The sequence below is a fragment of the Halomonas sp. MS1 genome (genome assembly GCF_024182575.1).
In the GTDB taxonomy this organism is placed as follows: Bacteria; Pseudomonadota; Gammaproteobacteria; order Pseudomonadales; family Halomonadaceae; genus Vreelandella.
Map to the genome: position 1 here is coordinate 514,134 of NZ_CP098926.1, position 17,939 is coordinate 532,072.

The 17,939-nt window shown below is 53.1% G+C and carries 17 protein-coding genes; 5 read left to right on the forward strand and 12 right to left on the reverse strand.

Translation table 11 applies throughout. From position 1 onward, the window contains the following. The first annotated feature begins 34 nt into the window (after window positions 1-34). Window positions 35-901 carry a DMT family transporter gene (locus NF683_RS02505; protein WP_089039706.1) on the forward strand — a complete coding sequence of 289 codons (867 nt, stop codon included), beginning with the start codon at window positions 35-37 and terminating at the stop codon, window positions 899-901. Window positions 902-919: 18 nt separating this feature from the next. Here NF683_RS02505 and NF683_RS02510 read toward each other — a convergent pair whose 3' ends face one another. From NF683_RS02510 to NF683_RS02545, 8 genes are all read right to left on the reverse strand, one after another. Beyond that, window positions 920-1,444: a DUF192 domain-containing protein gene (locus tag NF683_RS02510; protein WP_038477864.1), complete on the reverse strand. Its 525-nt coding sequence runs from the start codon at window positions 1,442-1,444 to the stop codon at window positions 920-922. Further along, window positions 1,441-2,646 carry an ABC transporter ATP-binding protein gene (locus tag NF683_RS02515; protein WP_253921184.1) on the reverse strand — a complete coding sequence of 402 codons (1,206 nt, stop codon included), beginning with the start codon at window positions 2,644-2,646 and terminating at the stop codon, window positions 1,441-1,443. Before NF683_RS02515 ends, NF683_RS02510 begins: the two co-directional genes overlap by 4 nt. Continuing rightward, the gene (gene modB / locus NF683_RS02520; protein WP_038477870.1) at window positions 2,639-3,307 is read right to left on the reverse strand and encodes a molybdate ABC transporter permease subunit; all 669 of its coding nucleotides are present in this window, start codon (window positions 3,305-3,307) and stop codon (window positions 2,639-2,641) included. Before modB ends, NF683_RS02515 begins: the two co-directional genes overlap by 8 nt. Continuing rightward, window positions 3,307-4,074: a molybdate ABC transporter substrate-binding protein gene (gene modA / locus NF683_RS02525; RefSeq protein ID WP_253921185.1), complete on the reverse strand. Its 768-nt coding sequence runs from the start codon at window positions 4,072-4,074 to the stop codon at window positions 3,307-3,309. The genes modB and modA overlap by 1 nt, the downstream gene beginning before the upstream one ends. 3 nt (window positions 4,075-4,077) lie before the next feature. Next, window positions 4,078-5,562 carry a pyruvate kinase gene (gene pyk / locus NF683_RS02530; RefSeq protein ID WP_089039709.1) on the reverse strand — a complete coding sequence of 495 codons (1,485 nt, stop codon included), beginning with the start codon at window positions 5,560-5,562 and terminating at the stop codon, window positions 4,078-4,080. 97 nt (window positions 5,563-5,659) lie between these two features. Then, entirely contained in the window at window positions 5,660-6,508 is an 849-nt protein-coding gene (locus NF683_RS02535; RefSeq protein ID WP_253921186.1) for a glutathione S-transferase N-terminal domain-containing protein, read from the reverse strand. Window positions 6,509-6,600: 92 nt separating this feature from the next. Further along, entirely contained in the window at window positions 6,601-7,092 is a 492-nt protein-coding gene (locus NF683_RS02540) for an ureidoglycolate lyase (protein WP_089039711.1), read from the reverse strand. 126 nt (window positions 7,093-7,218) lie between these two features. After that, window positions 7,219-8,040 carry a bifunctional allantoicase/(S)-ureidoglycine aminohydrolase gene (locus tag NF683_RS02545; RefSeq protein WP_089039712.1) on the reverse strand — a complete coding sequence of 274 codons (822 nt, stop codon included), beginning with the start codon at window positions 8,038-8,040 and terminating at the stop codon, window positions 7,219-7,221. A gap of 281 nt (window positions 8,041-8,321) precedes the next feature. On the opposite strand from NF683_RS02545, the gene NF683_RS02550 reads away from it, so the two are divergent. Then, window positions 8,322-9,770: a YfcC family protein gene (locus tag NF683_RS02550; protein WP_089039713.1), complete on the forward strand. Its 1,449-nt coding sequence runs from the start codon at window positions 8,322-8,324 to the stop codon at window positions 9,768-9,770. A gap of 103 nt (window positions 9,771-9,873) precedes the next feature. Here the strand turns inward: NF683_RS02550 and NF683_RS02555 are convergent, their stop codons facing one another. Continuing rightward, the gene (locus NF683_RS02555) at window positions 9,874-10,749 is read right to left on the reverse strand and encodes a MurR/RpiR family transcriptional regulator (protein WP_089039714.1); all 876 of its coding nucleotides are present in this window, start codon (window positions 10,747-10,749) and stop codon (window positions 9,874-9,876) included. A 22-nt stretch (window positions 10,750-10,771) separates the two neighbouring features. Continuing rightward, window positions 10,772-11,716 (reverse strand): allantoinase PuuE, encoded by a 945-nt coding sequence (puuE, locus tag NF683_RS02560; RefSeq protein ID WP_089039715.1) that lies wholly within the window; start codon window positions 11,714-11,716, stop codon window positions 10,772-10,774. A 309-nt stretch (window positions 11,717-12,025) separates the two neighbouring features. Here puuE and NF683_RS02565 point away from each other — a divergent pair, with 309 nt between their 5' ends. The 3 genes from NF683_RS02565 (at window position 12,026) to NF683_RS02575 (ending at window position 15,892) form a co-directional block, all read left to right on the forward strand. Then, a complete protein-coding gene (locus NF683_RS02565) occupies window positions 12,026-12,781 on the forward strand; it encodes an aspartate/glutamate racemase family protein (RefSeq protein ID WP_089039716.1) in 756 nt (251 codons plus the stop codon). A gap of 206 nt (window positions 12,782-12,987) precedes the next feature. After that, entirely contained in the window at window positions 12,988-14,358 is a 1,371-nt protein-coding gene (locus NF683_RS02570) for an NCS1 family transporter (protein ID WP_253921187.1), read from the forward strand. 67 nt (window positions 14,359-14,425) lie between these two features. Beyond that, a complete protein-coding gene (locus NF683_RS02575) occupies window positions 14,426-15,892 on the forward strand; it encodes an NCS1 family nucleobase:cation symporter-1 (protein ID WP_253921188.1) in 1,467 nt (488 codons plus the stop codon). 95 nt (window positions 15,893-15,987) lie between these two features. Here the strand turns inward: NF683_RS02575 and NF683_RS02580 are convergent, their stop codons facing one another. Then, entirely contained in the window at window positions 15,988-16,704 is a 717-nt protein-coding gene (locus tag NF683_RS02580) for a GntR family transcriptional regulator (protein ID WP_253921189.1), read from the reverse strand. 24 nt (window positions 16,705-16,728) lie between these two features. Beyond that, window positions 16,729-17,928, reverse strand: coding sequence for a urate hydroxylase PuuD (locus NF683_RS02585; RefSeq protein WP_089039720.1), 1,200 nt, complete (start codon window positions 17,926-17,928; stop codon window positions 16,729-16,731). Between the last annotated feature and the right edge of the window lie 11 nt (window positions 17,929-17,939).

Consider the following 17,939-nt stretch of genomic DNA (forward strand, 5'->3'; position numbering starts at 1 on the left):
AGCCACTGTTAAATCGTGATCAACGGATATCAACGTGCCACTACGCGACCTGTTGTTAGGCCTATTTGTCATCGCCATTTGGGCGCTGAATATCATTGTTATAAAGGTGGGCGTAGCGGAGCTACCGCCACTACTAATGACGACCCTGCGCTTTGTGCTGGTCGCTGTTCTATTGGTGCCTTTCTATCCTGTCGCTCGCGCTCAGTTGCCTTTTTTACTCTTGCTTTCCTTCACATTTGGCAGCCTACATTTTGCGCTGCTGTTTATCGGCTTAGGCCAAGCAGAAGCAGGCACTGGCGCACTGCTGGTGCAGATGGGCACGCCTTTTGCCACGCTACTGGCGGTGGTGTTTCTTAAAGAAAAACTGGGGGCAAAGCGCATCGCGGGGCTGCTGTTCTCTTTCGCTGGCGTTATTGTGCTCGCTGGAGGGCCAACGCTGCCCTCACCACTGCCGCTGACGATTCTTTTGTTAAGCGCCTTTGGCTGGGCAGTTTCCCAACTGTTGATTAAGCGCGGCCCGCCTATCGCTCCCTTAGCACTGGCGGGTTGGGTAGCGCTGTTTGCGATTCCTCAGGTCGCGTTAGGGTCTTGGCTATTTGAAACTGGCCAGTGGCAGGCCATTCAGCAAGCGAGTTGGCGCGGGTGGGGAGCGATGACTTACACCGCGGTAATGTCATCAATTGTTGCTTACGGCATTTGGTATGCCTTACTACGCCGCCATCCTGTGAATCGCGTGGTGCCAATGACCTTGCTGGTACCGGTACTTGCTGTTGGCTTGGGCGCGCTGTTGATGGGCGACAGCCTAGGTATCCATAAGCTGGTAGGCGGGGGGCTTGTGGTAGCCGGTATTGCCCTGATCGTGCTCAACGTTGGTAAGCGTCGCCCAGCAAAGCCACTGTAGTACGCCGGTATCGGCACACTATGCATCAGGGCGGCAAAACCCTGCCAAAGCAGGGACTGATACGCAGTCGCCCACCTGGATACCGCGCTCAGCGAAATAGCCTGCGTTAACCTCCAGCGCGGCATGGTAAGACGCACCGGCTGGGTAAGCGGGGCACTCACGGGGGGTATCAGACGCACAGGGTTGCATGGTGTTGATCGCTACAATGCGCCCTTCACCGTTGATAAAAGCAATATCCAATGGGATTAACGTGCGGTACATCCAAAAGGCGTTGCCAGCGGGCTGTTCGCTCTCAAACCGAAATAGCATGCCACGTGCTTCAGGCAGGTGCTCGCGCTCCATTAAGCCGCGCTGTCGCTGAGCGGCGGTCTCGGCCACTTCAACGTCTAATCGATGCGGGCCTTCCTGGCTGTGAATCGCCAGCGGCAATGTCGAGGCTTGGCGAGATTCATCAGCCCAGGCGCTCAACAGCGGCAACGGTAAGCTCGCCGCTAGTGAAACTCCCAAAGACGTCTTCAGTAGCTGACGGCGAGTAACAGTCATGACAAGTTCCTTTTATGATGAGAGGGCATATTAGTAGAAGACAGGTTATTTGAAGACAGGTTATTTGAGGATATATGGCGTGACGACATAGCAACATGCTTTCCTGACATAATATGAATGCCTTCAGCAAGCAGCGACACATATACCTGCTCCCCCAGTGCTAGCTGGTTGCGCCTAGCGGCATGGGTGGCAATATCGAAACGTAGCATATCGCCATGCAAAACACGCAGCGAGATTGAGGTGATACCGCCAAGAACGACCATTTCATGCACAGTAGCGGCTACAGGGTTTTCACGCTCACCCTGTGAAGGTCGACCACGGCGATGCAGCACAATATCGGAAGGCGGTAAGTACCACGTCACCCTCTCACCCTGCGGCAGATCAGAGAGGCCTACGGCAACCTCTAAGTATCGATCCCCCCACTGCAGCCGTTGCTGGCCATTAACACTGGTCACTTCACCCTCAAAAATATTGTGGCGATCTAAAAGCCTTGCCACCAGCGGCGAAGCAGGCCGCCGAAATAGTGCTTCGGGGCTCCCCTGCTGAAGACTTACGCCGTTATGCAGCACGCAAATTTGATCTGCTAGCGCAGTGGCTTCTTCTAAATCGTGGGTAACCAAGATAATGGGAATCGATATTTGCTGACGCAACAGCGCCAGTTCTCGCTGCAGTCGGCGCCGGGTCACCTGATCAACAGCTGAGAAGGGTTCATCTAGCAACAATACCTGCGGCTCACGCGCTAAGGCGCGTGCAAGCGCCACGCGTTGGCGCTGGCCGCCAGAAAGTTCGTTGGGGAAGCGCTTTTCCAGCCCCTCCAAACGTACATTGGCAAGCCACTGTTTGGCACGGCGCGGACGTTCAGAGAGGGGAAGGTGTCCCAGGGCAAGCTGGACATTCGCTAGCGCACTAAGATGGGGAAACAGCGCATAATCTTGAAACACTATGCCGATTTTTCGCTGCTGGGGGGTAAGCGAGTAGCGCCGCTCAGTTGCTAACCAAGTGCTGCCCAAACATGCCACATGGCCCTGCTCTGGTTGATACAGGCCAGCGATAGTACGCAGTAACGTGGTTTTGCCACTACCGGACGGTCCCACCAGCGCTAGAAGCTCGCCCGCTGGGCAGCTAAATGCCGCGTCCAGTGGTATCGGACTACGCTGCTTGGCCATTACTTCCAGTCCGCTACCAGTGATCACTTTAGCCACGCACCCACCTGCGCCTGCCTGCAAGCCCGTAGACCAGACCTAGGGTTGTTAACGACACCAATAGCAGCAGCGCTGACATACGGGCGGCCCCCTGTTCATCAAACGCCTGTACCCGATCATAAATAGCAATCGCTAACGTGCGGGTTTCTCCATCAATGGCACCACCGACCATTAAAATCACCCCAAACTCTCCCAACGTATGGGCAAATGTTAATGCGATAGCGGAAAGAATGCCTGGCCATACCAGCGGCAGTTCAATGCGCAAAAAGGTTTGCCAAGGGCTCAGCCCGCTGCACCAGGCAGCTTCACGCAGATTAGTCGGCACGTTCTCAAACGCCCGCTGAATAGGCTGAATTGCAAAAGGTAAATTAGCGATTAATGAGGCTAGCAAGATACCGCTAAAAGTGAAGTTGAGCCCGCCCCCTGTGAACGAGGCCCAAACGCTACCCAAAGGTGCGTCGCGGCCAAATTGCTGTAGCAAATAAAAACCGAGCACGGTGGGTGGCAACACTAACGGCAACGCCACTAGCGCTTCGCAAAGCCCTTTGCCGCGAAAATGTGCGGTAGCCAACGCACGGCCTAGCCACACTCCAACGGGCAGCAAAAAGAGGCAGGTCAAGCCTGCTAAGCGCAGCGATACCGAGAGCGCTGTCCAGTCCATCAATCTGTATTAAAACCGTACTGTTGGAAAATAGCCTGCGCGTCTGCTTGCTGAAGCCATGCATAAAAAGCCTGTGCCACCTCTCCTGCCTGAGGTGTAAGTACCATACGTTGGCGCAACGGCGTGTGCCACGCTTCGGGAATCAATACAAACTCACTTCGCTCGCTGAGTGTTGAAGCCAGCACCAAAGAGTACGCCACTAACCCACCACGGGCATCATCCGACAGGGCAAACTGCAGCGTTTGCGATACATTTTCACCTTGAATACGCAATGGCTCGGTAGTTTCCCACAGCCCAGCCTGTTGCAATACCTCTTGGGCAGCAACTCCGTAAGGCGCATGTTCAGGGCTGGCAATCGCGATACGCTGACGCTGCCCCTCCTCAAGTGCGGCAATCGCCTCATGAACACCAGCAAGCGGCGTGTGTGCATCGGGGGGTGGGTACTTTCCTTTAGGCTGCGCCCACGCCAGCCGACCACGGGCATAAATAACGCCCTCGCTATCGACGTGGCCTTCTTGATAAAGCGCTTGTACAAAGGCTTCGTTCGCCGAGAGAAACAGCTCAAAGGGAGCCCCTTGAGCAATTTGGCGGCGAAAATTTCCGGAGGAACCAAAATTGAGGCGCAGAGCATGACCCGTTTGCTGAGTAAAGCGTTCCGCAGCCTCTTCCAACGCAAACTGCAGATTAGAAGCAGCCGCAATGATAGGTGCGCCTGCAAACGCAGGCGCAGTAACAAACAGTAAACACGTTAATAGCAGGATTCGCATCAATCAGCGCTGCGCTTGCTCAATATGCTGTTCGGTAATTGCCATGATCTTCATGGTATTAGTGCCGCCGTGAGCGTTCATATGATCACCTCGAGTCAGTATCACGTGATCGCCAAGCTTAACAACACCCTGCTTAACCAACAGCGTCAGCGCTTCGTCATTCAACTCTGTGGCGCTCATTGCTGAGGTATCAAACGGCAGTGATACAACACCACGATAAAGCGCCATACGGCGTTGAGCAATGGGGGTGTGAGCCAGCCCTACAATAGGCAAGCCTGAACGAATACGCGAGGCAATTAGCGGCGTATAACCCGAGGAGGTCATACAGGCAATCGCTGTAACGCCTTTCATATGGTTAGCAGCATACATTGCCGAAAGTGCAATGGTTTCGTCTGGCCGTGAGAAGCCTTCATGAATACGGTGTCCTGACTCTTGGGCAGTTTTCTCACGCTCGGCGCCTAAGCATACTCGTGCCATCGCCTCAACGGTTTCCAGTGGGTAATCACCTGCAGCCGTTTCGGCGGAAAGCATTACCGCATCACTGCCATCCAGCACCGCGTTGGCAACGTCGAATACCTCTGCGCGGGTAGGCAGCGGCGCAGAAATCATGCTTTCCATCATTTGCGTGGCGGTAATCACAGCGCGGTTAAGCGAACGTGCGCGCTTGATCATGCGCTTCTGCACGCCGACCAACTTGGCATCGCCAATCTCGACCCCTAAATCACCACGCGCCACCATGACCGCTTCTGATGCTTCAATAATGCCGTCAAGGGTTGCCTCATCCGCTACGGCTTCAGCACGTTCCACCTTGGCAACTAAGCCAATATCTTTACCTGCTTCACCGAGTAAACGGCGCGCCTCTAACATATCTTCCGCATGACGAGGGAATGAGATAGCAAGGTAGTCGACACCAATCTCAACAGCGGTTTTTAGGTCAATTTTATCTTTCTCGGTCAACGCGGGAGCAGAAAGCCCACCGCCCTGTTTGTTAATACCCTTATGGTTGGAGAGCTTACCGCCCACCACCACGTCGGTGTGTACCTGTTGGCCATCTACTCGTGTGACATCCAGTACCACACGACCATCATCTAGCAGTAGGCGGTCACCGGCCGTCACATCTTGCGCCAAGGTTTTGTAGTCGCAGCCCACTTGGTGCACATCGCCCGCATCACCATCAAGCGCCATATCGAGAATAAACGGCTGGCCCTCTTGAAGAACCACAGCGCCCTCTTTGAAGCGCGCGATACGAATTTTAGGGCCTTGAAGGTCACCCAGCGCTGCGACACTTCGGCCCAGCTGAGCAGCAATCTCGCGCACGCGCATTAAGCGTCGACGATGATCATCCGCGGTGCCATGCGAGAAATTTAAACGCACCACATCAACACCCGCCGCTAACATGGCTTCTAAGACACCTTCCCGGTCGCTGGCGGGGCCCAGGGTGGCGACAATTTTAGTACGACGGATCGAAGAGAAGTGCAGTGCGTTCATAATTTTCCTAATTATTAATAGAATGAGAATAAAAACTTAATAAGCGTTCATCAGCGTGGGGACGACTACCTCTGGCGCGTCACCACTCACAGGGTAACTACTGTGCCAACGCCTGCTGGATGAACAGCTCGCAATGCTGCCGTGCAGGACGGTTTTGCAGCCCCGCCCAGTAATGTTCGAATTCAGGACGGCGTGGAAGAGTTCCAAACTGCATTCCCCATCCAATGTGGGAACCGACATAAACATCGGCGGCGCTAAAAGCATCACCAGCGATGTAGCGGCGTCCATTAACGGCCGCAGCCAGAACCTCAATCACCGTCGCAAAGTCGCCAGAACCTAGCCGCATACGCTGCTCTGCATCAGGTTGGAAGCCCAAGCTATTAAGCGAGGCAGCGGCTTCTAGCGGCCCAGCAGCGAAGAATAACCAGCGATAATAGTCGCCTCTTGCTGAAAGCGGCGGTGCCAAACCAGCCTCGGGGAAAGCATCGGCAAGATAAGCACAGATAGCGGCAGCCTCCGTGACCACTCGCTCACCGTGGCGAATAGCTGGTACCTTGCCCATCGGGTTGATGGCTAAATAGTCTGGCGAATGCATTGTGGACCCATACTCCAGGACCACTAAGCGATAAGGCACACCAAGCTCTTCAAGCATCCAGTGCACAATGCCTCCCCGCGAAAGGGGATGCGTGTAGAAAATCAGTTCATCAGACCGTTCGGCGGCTGGCTCACTGAGCGTTGGGGGAGGTAATTGAGCGCTAGGCGGGAGAACATAGCCTTGGCCTGGTTCACTAACAATCTCGACCCCAACGGCTCTAAGCACAGCAATATCTTTGTAGAGAACACTCAGCGGTATACCTAGCGCTTCAGCCAGATCCGCACCGCTGACTGGATCGTCGTAGTGACGCAGCATTTTGAGTAGTTTTGGCAAACGGTGGGCTTGTGACATGCTGGTCTCCTACGCGCAATGTGCGCTCTATTTTTCTCGTTCAGTCAAAAGCTAACCTGAGCAAGATGACAACCGTATGCTGTTAGCGCAAGTTATTCGCCTAGAGTAACGGTAATATCAAGCGAATACTCATCGCAGTTATTGCCATCACCTCCCCTATCTACCACTAAAAACTCGCCCTCACGCTCAAGCACCGACTGAATAGCATGCCAAGTGCCTGCCCGATAATTGACGCCCTGACGGCCATCAGTAACGAACGCGCGTACATCTGCAGCGTTAATGGTGTCACCAGGGGGGGCTACCACCACAATAAAGCGCTCTTGATGCAGCGGCATAAAGGCTTGGCTACCCTGAGGGTGGCGCTCTAAAAAGGTTAATTCCAACGGTAGCGTAATCGGCTGGCTGACAAAAATATTAATCAGCGCATGGGCGTTGTCGCCTAATGTCTCAACGCTCGCCAGATCATGATGGCGCTGGGTACGACCAGCATTAATGGGAAACGACGCTGATGTGCGGGCATCTATCACATCGCCAAAAGGCGCAAACGCCTCAGCTGTTAGTGGTTCGGCTATCAATTTAATCATTATAAAATCCTAAAATAGGCTGCTTCTCCGAATAACAACACAGCGAAGCAGCCAACGCCGGAACTTATATACCAGAACTTGTATACCAGAACTTATATACCAGAACTTAAACGCCTGATTTCAATGTTAGAGCTTGAGTGCTGCGTGGCGGTTGACGTCTTTGTACAGTAAGTAGCGGAATGGCCCCGGGCCTCCGGCGTAACACGCTTGAGGGCAGAATGCGCGAAGCCACATAAAGTCGCCTGCCTCTACCTCAACCCATTGCTGGTTAAGGTGATACACCGCCTTCCCTTCCAACACATAAAGCCCATGCTCCATCACGTGAGTTTCATCAAAAGGAATCACGCCACCTGGCTGAAAAGTCACGATATTGACGTGCATGTCGTGGCGCACATCAGCAGGATCGACAAAGCGCGTGGTTGCCCAACGCCCTTCGGTTCCCGGCATTTCGAGGGGAGCAATGTCTTGCTCATTAGTGACGAAAGCTTGGGGTACGTCTAATCCCTCCACAAACTGATACGCTTTACGCACCCAATGAAAACGTACGGGAGCAGAGGACTCATTGCGCACTTGCCAGTGGCTACCTGGGGGAAGAAACGCATAGCCACCGGGGCGCATGGTATGGCGTTCCCCCGCCAGAGTAAGCGTTAACTCACCTTCCACAATGAACAGTACGCCTTCGGCCTGAGGGTCTAGCTCCGGCTTTTCACTGCCGCCCTCAGGCTGCACTTCCATAATGTATTGCGAGAACGTTTCAGCAAAGCCTGAAAGCGGACGCGCCAGCACCCATAACCGAGTGCCTTCCCAGAAAGGCAAGTTGCTGGTGACGATATCGCGCATCACGCCTTTGGGAATCAACGCATACGCTTCTGTGAACACGGCACGATCAGCAGTTAGCTGTGTTTGTGGCGGATGTCCCCCCGTAGGGGCGTAGTAGTTAGCTGGCATTTTGGAACCTATATGACTTAGTGAAGACACAATACTCTCATATTGTATACAAGATTAACGAGCCACAATAAAGCGATTTAACGAAATACTTGTGAAACAATTCTCCCAAGAGTAAATTATTTGGCAACTTTCGTTTCATAACTCTAAAACTATACGGATATGCCCATATACAGCAACTTTGGTCGACCTGCTCGTTGCTTCCACAGACCATGTCGTTGCTCCAGGTAAGTATTAATAACAATAGCCGTCATCTATGGCGGTCTTATAACGCGAGGCATAACATGTCCCAACGTCCCCCCTCTTCGTCTTCCTCTGATAGCCCTGCGGCTAAAAAAAGCTGGTGTCGGATCCCTGATATTTACGTGGTTCTGTTCATTTTTATCGGCTTAGCAGCAATAGCGACGCATTTTGTGCCTGCCGGGCAGTTCGAGCGTGTTCCTGGCCCCAATGGTCGTATCACTATTGACCCGACCTCTTATGAACAGATCGCCTCCTCTCCGATTGGTATCATCGACTTTATGCTGGCGATCCCGAATGGCTTGATGAGTGCCGGTGAAGTCGTCTTTTTCACCTTCATGATTGGCGGTATGTTCATGGTGCTAAGGCGCACCGGTATTATTGAAATAGGCGTTGATAAGCTGACGCGTCGCTTTGCACGACAGAGCTTACTCACTATCCCCGTATTAATGACGGTATTTGCACTGATCGCGACGGTTATCGGTACCCAGGAGTTGGCGCTGGTCTATGTGCCGGTTATCTTGCCGCTAATGATTGCCTTACGTTTCGATTCAGTCACTGCAGCGGCAGTAGCACTTTGTGCCACCACCGTCGGTTTCACGACAGGGGTACTCAACCCCATCAATACTGGCCTCGGGCAGCAACTCTCAGATCTTCCTCTCTACTCCGGCTATGGCTTGCGCGTCATGGCGTTTGTGGTGATGTTAGCCGCGGCCATTTTCTTCGTTATGCGTTATGCCCGTATGGTGCACCAGACTCCTTCGCTTAGCCTGCTGAGCAGTGACACTAGCGAATCCGAAAAACGTACGCTTTACCAGCATGCTGACAATAGCCCTGCCTTAATCGCCACCGCTCGCCAGAAACTGGCTGCCGTTGCCACCTTCGCCTTCTTCGCGGTACTCGTCTATGGCGTGCTGCAGCAAGGCTGGTTCATGATGGAGATGGCAGGCCTATTTATCATCATGGGGATTGTAGTGGGCCTAATCGCAGGCCTCGATACCGACGAAATATGCGCAGGCTTCAACCAGGGCTTCCGCGATGTACTAGTTGGGGCCATGATCGCCGGCGTCGCGCGGGGTGTTGCGGTGATGCTGGAAGATGGCCAAATCATGGACACTCTGGTGTTTGGGCTTGGCAACCTCGTCGGAGGCCTGCCCACCCTGCTCTCAGCGATTGGCATGTTCTTCGCCCAGCTAGGCTTCAATTTCATTGTCCCCTCCGGCAGCGGTCAAGCGCTGGTCACCATGCCGCTGATGGCACCGCTCTCCGACATCATCGGCGTGACCCGCCAAACGGCGGTGCTGGCGTTCCAGTTGGGTGACGGTATCGGTAATATCATTTACCCAACCTCGGGCTACTTTATGGCGACCCTGGCGCTGGCGGGTGTGCCGTGGCAAAAATGGGTCAAATTCTTCTTCCCACTTTTTTGCGTCTGGATAGCGATTGCCCTGGGCTTTCTTATTTTCGCTCAGGCAACGCAGTGGACAGGTTAGCGCACGGCAGAGATGAGTTTGTAAGTGAGTATTTTGATCGGGCTCGCGCACGAGGCTATTTTTAACGCCATATTGCCGAGCGCAGACAGTTTTCGTGCAAAGCCTACTGGGCGCCCCTATCCACGCTCATGGAGGGCGCTTCCAACTCACTAAGCTCAGCGTAAACATCGCTGATCGCGCTGATGCGCTCTCGTCCTTCTGCAAGGCGCCGATGCAACACGCCGTTGGCGATCAGGCAGATCAGGCTATTGGCGGCGGCGTAGCTATCGAAAGCGGAGAGACTTTCCAGCGGCGCTTCAAAAAACCACGTTACCTGTGAGGCAAAATTGATCGCGGTGGGGTCAGCCAGTAAGGCCACCTTGGCAGGTGTTCGCTCAAGTGCATCAATTAGCGAAGCAAATGCCGCTGGGCGGCGGCGAAAACCAAACAACACCACCACGTCTTGCTCGGTGAGGTCGACAATCTCTTCCGCTAACGACTGATTTGGGTGAGGAACCACCCGCACCTGGGTACGCGCTTGAATCAACTGCTGGCGAAAATGCAGCGCTAGCGGGTAGCTGTTACGAAAGCCGATCACGACCACATGACGCGCGCTATCCAACCGCTCTACCAGTGCCGCAAATTGATCCGCCGAAATGCCGTTTAAGCAGCGCTGTAGATTATCCTGCTCCCGCTGCAAATGGCGCTGAAACGGTGCCCCGGCCTCTTCCTGCATGGCGTTGGGGTCGATCACCAAAGGCACGCCCAAGTTACGTAGCTGGCGGGCGTGGTCTTTAACGGTGCGGTAGCTTTCAAACCCCAGCCGCTTGAATAGGCGGCTAACCGTCGATTTGGACACCCCAGTCAAACGCGCCAAATCAGCGGCGCTATACACCGCCAGATCATCAAAGTGATCGAGGATAAAGCTCGCCACCCGCTGCTCCTGGGCAGTTAGCGCGTCAAACTGGGCGGTAATCCGCTGTCCGATATGCGGCGTCATAGCATCCTATTAAGCTGCTTAATTAACGAGTTGCAGGGTGATGTTCCGCCCAGTGACGGGCGATATCAACCCGCCGAGCCACCCAAACACGGTCGTGGCTTTCGATGTAATCCAAGAAGCGCTGTAGGGCGCGGAAACGTCCAGGGCGCCCTAATAAGCGACAGTGCATGCCCACCGAAAGCATTTTGGGCGCCTCCTCCCCTTCTGCGTAAAGTACATCAAAGGCATCGCGCAGGTAGGTAAAGAAGTGATCCGCAGTGTTGAAACCTTGCGGCGCGGCAAAGCGCATATCATTGCTGTCCAGCGTGTAGGGCACAATCAGGTGGTTGTGATCACTTCCCTGACTATCGGTCACCTGCGTCCAGAAAGGTAAGTCGTCGCCGTAGTAGTCGCTATCATAAAGGAAACCGCCTTCATCTAGCACTAAGCGCCGGGTGTTGGGGCTATCGCGCCCGGTGTACCAGCCTTGTGGCTTCTCACCGTAAAGACGCTGGAAAATCTCCATGGCTTTCTGCAAGTGCTCTCGCTCAACGTGCTCGGGCACTTCCTGATAGTGAATCCAGCGGTAGCCGTGACAGGCAATCTCGTGACCTAACTCTTTAAATGCCTGAGCGACATCAGGGTTACGCTCCAGCGCCATGGCAACGCCAAACACCGTGAGAGGCAAATCACGCTTTTCAAATTCACGCAGAATGCGCCACACCCCGGCGCGGGAGCCGTACTCGTAGATAGACTCCATGCTCAAGTGGCGATCCGGATAAGCCGGTGCGCCGATGATTTCCGACAGGAACTGTTCGGAGCCTGAGTCGCCGTGAAGGACGCAGTTCTCCCCGCCCTCTTCATAATTAAGCACAAACTGAACAGCAATTTTCGCCTTGCCTGGCCAATTAGCATGAGGGGGGGTGCGACCATATCCCACCAGGTCGCGAGAGTAAGCATTCGATGGTCGATTAGATGAATGAGGCATTCAGCGGCTCCTTTTATACGATTGTAGATAGCTGGTTGCAGAGCATTTTATTGAAATTAAAGATCTACAATACAGAAAATAATTGTATACAAAATAGCGGCTTTATAGAACAACCGCAATCCAACAACCGCTTAATTAGCTGAGATGGTTAGCATTTTATAGTAGCCAAGTCGCTAACCTGTTGAAACTTGAACATTTGGTCAATCGACGCTGATATTTTAAGCGCATAAAAAGGCTTGCGATCCACGCAAAACCGCCCTATTTTCGTATACAAGATGCTCAATTTTGTCTACTAGCGAGCGATTCAACATGCATATACGCATTATCAATCCAAACACAACAGCCTCAATGACGGCTGCCATTCATCAAGCCGCCCAGCGGCAGGCAGCGGCATCGACAACGGTTAGCGCCACCCAGCCTGATGCGGGACCGGTGTCCATCGAGAGTCATTTTGACGAGGCCATTAGCGCGGTAGGCGTTGCCGAAGAAGTTCTTAAAGGAGAACGTGAAGGCGGCATCGATGCTTACGTGGTGGCCTGCTTTGGCGATCCTGGTTTACTCGCAGCCCGTGAATTAACCCGCGCACCCGTCATCGGCATTGCGGAAGCCGCCTTTCATTTAGCCACGCTGGTCAGCACCCGCTTCTCGATTGTGACGACGTTAGGGCGTACCGGCATTATTGCAGAACACTTGCTTGAGCAGTATGGGTTCCGCCATCACTGTCGCCGCATACGCGCTGCAGAAATTCCGGTTCTCGATCTTGAACATCACCCTGATGCCGCCTTTACCCGCATTGTCGAAGAGTGCTGCCGCGCCCGCGATGAAGACGGCATTGGTGCCATCGTTTTAGGGTGCGGTGGGATGGCGAATCTGACTGAAGAGATCACCCGCGAGGTTGGCTTACCGGTGATAGAGGGCGTTAGCGCCGCATTAAAGCTTGCCGAATCGCTGGTTAGCCTAGGTCTCTACACCAGCAAACATGGCGACCTGGACTACCCGCGCCCGAAAGCATTTACCGGCAAATTCTCTGCACTCTCCGACCTTCACCTTCCCTCACCAAGGTAAATATCACTAAAAAACACGTAGTAGCCATGACTTAAAAGATTGGCCCTAAAAGACAGGCCTTAAAAACAGGTCTTAAAAACAGGTCTTAAAAACAATAACTTCAAAAATAACTGTACTCCCGTTAGCACGCCATGCCGCAAGCATCGCTTGGGCGCGTAATGCGCTCAAGCTGCCAATAACACCGACAATCTTGCGAGGACGGAAACATGAGCAACTCCAACCCTGCTCTTACGTCAGAAGAACCATCCGTTGCGAACACCGCAATAGCTGACAAAGCCATCGGCGCAGAAAGCCTAGCACCGCAAAGCACGCGAATCATGGGGCGAACATCCTACTTTTTAGCCTGGTTTGGTGGATGCGTCTCAATTGGCACCTTTGCCATGGGTTCAAGCGTGGTGGGCACCTTAAACCTTCTACAGGCAACACTCGCGATAGCGATTGGCTGCTTTGTAATCGGTATTGCGCTGGCAGTTAATGGCGCAGCTGGCTACAAATATGGCATTCCCTTTATGGTGCAAGCGCGTAGCGCCTTTGGCTTTAGTGGCACCCGCATTCCTGGCTTGGTAAGGGCTGTGCCAGCGGTGGTGTGGTACGGCTTTCAAAGCTGGATTGGCGCAGGCGCGCTCAATATGGTGTCTGCCACACTGTTCGGTTTCGATAACCTGATTTTCTACTTTATTACCTTCCAATTTTTGCAGATTGGTTTGTCAGTGCTGGGCTTTCAGGGGATTAAATGGCTTGAGAATATCGGCAGCGTCTTTATTTTGCTTTCGCTGATGTATATGTTCTACGCCACGGTGCAACGCTACGGCGATGAGCTGTCGGCCAGCATTTTGACCATGGAAGGCTCTTGGGGCTTGCCGTTCTGGAGCGCTACCATGCTGTTTCTGGGCATCTATAGCACCATGATGCTGAATGTTAGCGACTATTCACGAGAGCACAAGAAAGGCACCCGCCAGAGCTTATTAACGACGATCTATGCCATGTCGATTCTGCCCTGCACGCTGTTTATGGGCTTGATTGGCTACATGGTGTCAGAGGCGACAGGCACAGCAGACCCCATTCAGGTATTTGCTAACGCTGTAGACAACACGCCACTGCTAATGACCACGCTGCTATTCATCGCCTTTGCACAGGTCACCACGAACGTGCTGAATAATGTGGTGCCCCCCACCTACGTATTAATGGACGTATTCAAACTTAAGTTTCCGGTCGCCACCGTTATTGTAGGCCTACTGGCATTTGCCACTTTTCCATGGAAACTTGTTCAGCCTGAGTCGGCGGCTGGTCTGCAGCTATTCGTACAAACGTACTCAGCGTTTCTTGGGCCTATCTTTGCCATTCTCGTCGTCGATTACTACATCATCCGCCGTCGCACACTGGACATTAGTAAACTATACGACCCTTCTGGCCCCTACCAAGGCGTCAACAAAGCCGCCTTAATTGCTACGGTAGTCGGCATTGTGGCCGCGCTGACATTCTCTTCGGTCTCATGGTACGCCAGCCTTATTCCTGCCGGGTTGAGCTATTACCTACTGATGAAGCATTGGCCCGCCTGCCAACGTTTTACCCAGTAACCATGATGCGTGTCTGCCTGCTCGCGGTGCGTGGCAGGCAATCGTTTCCGACAAGAGAGCGTTAACCATGAATAAGCAGCCGTCCAATAGTGATCTCGATATAAAGCAAATTGATCCCACTCTTTACAATGAAGACCTTGCGCCCTTGAAGCCCCAAGACCGTAACTGGGGCGCGTTTGAAATCTTCAACGTGTGGTCGAATGATATTCAAAGCCTGTTTGGCTACACCTTAGCGGCATCGCTGTTTCTGTCCTACGGCCTGAATGGCTGGGCAGTGATGGCAGCCATCATTCTTGCCGGTGTCATTGTCATGTTCCTGGTCAACCTAACCGGCAAACCAAGCGTCAAATACGGCATCCCTTTTCCTGTTATGGTTCGCGCCAGCATGGGAGTACGGGGGGCTAACCTGCCAGCGTTGTTACGCGCAATCGTTGGTATTTTTTGGTACGGCGTACAGACTTACTTTGCCTCAACGGCTGTGGCGCTGCTCATCACAGCTCTGTTTGGGGCCGGCAATGACAGCACTTTTCTGGGCCTTTCAGGGGTCGCTTGGCTGTCTTTCGTGATTGTCTGGTTATTTCAAATCGCCATTTTCTGGCAGGGCATTGAGCGTATCAAACACTTTCTAAACTGGGCTGGGCCGCTGGTTTATGTGGTGATGGTCGTTCTGATGATCGTTGTATGGTTCCAGGCCGGAAGTGAACTGCTGCCCGCAGTGAGCACTATTTTTAGCGGTAGCGGTGAGCAAAGTGGCAGTAGTCTTGGGGCGTTTCTAGCCATTGTTGGTACGATGGTGGCCTACTTTGCAGCGGTAGTGATTAACTTTGGCGATTTCACGCGTTTTGTGAAAACTGAGCGCCAAATGAAACTTGGCAACTTGCTAGGCTTGCCACTTAACGTCGCCTTTTTCTCGTTTATTGCGTTAATCATTACGGCTGGCACATTGGTACTGTTTGGAGAGGCACTGACCAATCCCGCCGACATTGTTGAGCGTGTTGATTCGTTACCATTGACCATTGTGGCTGCCCTCACTTTCTTCGCGGCCACCGTAGGCATCAATTTGGTCGCTAACTTTATTCCACCGGCTTACGACTTGGCCAACCTGTTTCCCAGCAAAATCAGTTTTAAGATGGGGGGCTTGATTACCGCAGTGATTGCCTTCTTTGTCGGTGCGCTATGGATTTCAGTGATTAGCCAAATCGGTGTACCCGGCTTCGTCAACGCGCTAGGTGCCATAGTAGCGCCGTTTTACGGCATCATTGTGGTGGATTACTACCTGATCAAACGCCAACACCTCAATATGCAAGAGCTATTCTCCTCAGCGCCCAGCAGCGCTTACTACTACGTTAATGGCTGGAATAGCCGCGCCTTGATTGCTTTCGGCGGTGCAGCGTTATTCTCGCTATCTACGGTCGTCGTGCCCGCGTTCGAAAGCCTTGGCGGCTATGGTTGGCTGATTGGCGCAGGGTTAGGTGGGCTGTTCTATTATGGTTTAATGCGCCAGTTCAAGGCCGTCCCAGTACCTGCGATGTAAGCACTCACACAGCATTAAGCTTTCTAGCTCCATAAAAAAGCCCAGGCCTAAAGGCCTGGGCTTTTTCACTGCTGATATTTCACTACTTAACCTGCTTAACCACCAAAAATTTGCTGCAGGTCTGGCACATTCTCTTCTTCTTCAACCATCGAAAGTGAGGCTTCAATCGCTTTGAGATGGCGGCTCATAAACGCTTTCGCACGCTCGCCATTGCCCGCTTCCAGATAGCCGATCAAATCATCGTGATCGTGGGATTCACAGCCTAAGTGGCCACGATGACCGTAAACCGCCAGAATCAACGACGAGCGTGAGCACAGACGCTCAACAAACTCCGCAAGCGTTGCGTTACCCGAGAGCTGGGCAAGGCGCACGTGAAAGTCAGCAGACAGGCGGATAGCGATGCTCTGTTGGCCATTGCGTAGCGCTTGACGCTCTTGACGAGCCATTTCCCGTAGTTCAGCGGCTTCTTTCTCTCCAATCCGCCTTGCCACATCAGGCATCAGCCCACACTCAATCATCTGGCGTGCGTCGAACACATCCTTGGCCTCTTCGGCAGTCGGCCGTGTTACGCTGGCTCCCCGCCGTGGCGTGAGCGTTACCAACTGTTCTAATGCTAAGCGCTGCAAGATTTTACGAATACCGGTACGGCTGATACCAAAGACGTCTGACAAGGCGTCTTCGCGCAGCCGAGCACCCGGTTTTAGCCGCTGCTCTACAATGGCGTCGCTAACCGCGCGATAGATTGACTCGTGACGCTCTTCGCCTTCTTTTTCTACGGGTCTTTGCTTTAACGCCGCCTGCGCATCACTCATAGGGTCTCCTGTCTGCGACTTTAATCACTCCTCCCACGCGGCAATAATATCGCGCTCTTCATCACTCATGTTGGTGATGTTGCCAAGTGGCATATATCGACTCGCGACAACTTGCTTAATTTGCGCTTGATGTCCCAGGATTTCATCCCAAGTATCAAACGCGTAGCCTGCAGGCGGTGCTGAAAAACCGGCATGCTCAGGGTTGCGAGCATGGCATTGACTACAATGCTGATCAATTAACCCTGAAATTTGGGCTTGGCTGGGCGCACCAGACGCGCTCGCATTACCAGCACTAGGGCTTGGTGCGGCTACCCAAAACGCTAATAGAATAAGCCCTATCCCTACGGCAGGATAGGCTGGCTGTGTTTTCCCTGCGTGCATTAATACAAAGAATTGCCTAATAAGGGCACCGGCAAAAATAAACAGTACCATGACCACCCAGGAAAGCTCATGGGAGTAGATGAAAGAGTAGTGGTTACTCACCATCAACAGTACTACCGGCAACGTAAAGTAGGTGTTATGTACCGAACGCTGCTTGCCTCGCTTGCCATCCAAAGGATTAGGCGCTTCGCCTGCCTTCATGGCTTTCACCATGCGGCGCTGGCCGGGAATAATCCAAAAGAACACGTTAGCTGACATGGCGGTGGCCATCACAGCCCCGGTTAATAGGAAGGCGGCACGCCCCGTGAACATCTGGGTGCTTAAATAGGCGACCACTATCATCATCACCGCAACGGCAACGCTGAGAAGACCGTCGCGGTCCATGTTAGGGCTTATGCGTTTACAGAGTTCGTTATAAACCACCCAACCGCCGAGCAAGAAGGCCAGCGCCAGTAGATTGGCCTGCCAGCCTGTCATACTCGCCGCCCACGCCCAGTTGCTGTTGGGGTTAACTAGATAGAAGCCCGGGTTTGCCATATACAGAATAACGAACAAGGCAAAACCCGATAGCCACGTCGTATAGGCTTTCCAGAACGACCAATGAAGATCATTCGGCAGCTTGGCAGGCGCAGTAGCATACTTTTGATTATGGTAGAAACCACCGCCATGCACGGCCCACATCTCTCCAAATACGCCTTTTTCACGATCTTCGGCTGCTTTCGGCGTTCTTAAGCCATTATCCAGCATGACAAAATAGATCGACTCACCGATCCAGGCAATGGCTGCTATAACGTGCAGCCAGCGTAACAATAAGTTAGCAAAATCAATAATATATGCTTGCATAAACAAGTCCT

What these genes read in the sequence shown, in the direction of transcription:
- NF683_RS02510 (WP_038477864.1), bottom strand. Translation starts at nt 1,444, where the DNA reads ATGACTGTTACTCGCCGTCAGCTACTGAAGACGTCTTTGGGAGTTTCA.
- modB (WP_038477870.1), bottom strand. Translation starts at nt 3,307, where the DNA reads ATGGACTGGACAGCGCTCTCGGTATCGCTGCGCTTAGCAGGCTTGACC.
- modA (WP_253921185.1), bottom strand. Translation starts at nt 4,074, where the DNA reads ATGCGAATCCTGCTATTAACGTGTTTACTGTTTGTTACTGCGCCTGCG.
- pyk (WP_089039709.1), bottom strand. Translation starts at nt 5,562, where the DNA reads ATGAACGCACTGCACTTCTCTTCGATCCGTCGTACTAAAATTGTCGCC.
- NF683_RS02535 (WP_253921186.1), bottom strand. Translation starts at nt 6,508, where the DNA reads ATGTCACAAGCCCACCGTTTGCCAAAACTACTCAAAATGCTGCGTCAC.
- NF683_RS02540 (WP_089039711.1), bottom strand. Translation starts at nt 7,092, where the DNA reads ATGATTAAATTGATAGCCGAACCACTAACAGCTGAGGCGTTTGCGCCT.
- NF683_RS02545 (WP_089039712.1), bottom strand. Translation starts at nt 8,040, where the DNA reads ATGCCAGCTAACTACTACGCCCCTACGGGGGGACATCCGCCACAAACA.
- NF683_RS02550 (WP_089039713.1), top strand. Translation starts at nt 8,322, where the DNA reads ATGTCCCAACGTCCCCCCTCTTCGTCTTCCTCTGATAGCCCTGCGGCT.
- NF683_RS02555 (WP_089039714.1), bottom strand. Translation starts at nt 10,749, where the DNA reads ATGACGCCGCATATCGGACAGCGGATTACCGCCCAGTTTGACGCGCTA.
- puuE (WP_089039715.1), bottom strand. Translation starts at nt 11,716, where the DNA reads ATGCCTCATTCATCTAATCGACCATCGAATGCTTACTCTCGCGACCTG.
- NF683_RS02565 (WP_089039716.1), top strand. Translation starts at nt 12,026, where the DNA reads ATGCATATACGCATTATCAATCCAAACACAACAGCCTCAATGACGGCT.
- NF683_RS02570 (WP_253921187.1), top strand. Translation starts at nt 12,988, where the DNA reads ATGAGCAACTCCAACCCTGCTCTTACGTCAGAAGAACCATCCGTTGCG.
- NF683_RS02575 (WP_253921188.1), top strand. Translation starts at nt 14,426, where the DNA reads ATGAATAAGCAGCCGTCCAATAGTGATCTCGATATAAAGCAAATTGAT.
- NF683_RS02580 (WP_253921189.1), bottom strand. Translation starts at nt 16,704, where the DNA reads ATGAGTGATGCGCAGGCGGCGTTAAAGCAAAGACCCGTAGAAAAAGAA.
- NF683_RS02585 (WP_089039720.1), bottom strand. Translation starts at nt 17,928, where the DNA reads ATGCAAGCATATATTATTGATTTTGCTAACTTATTGTTACGCTGGCTG.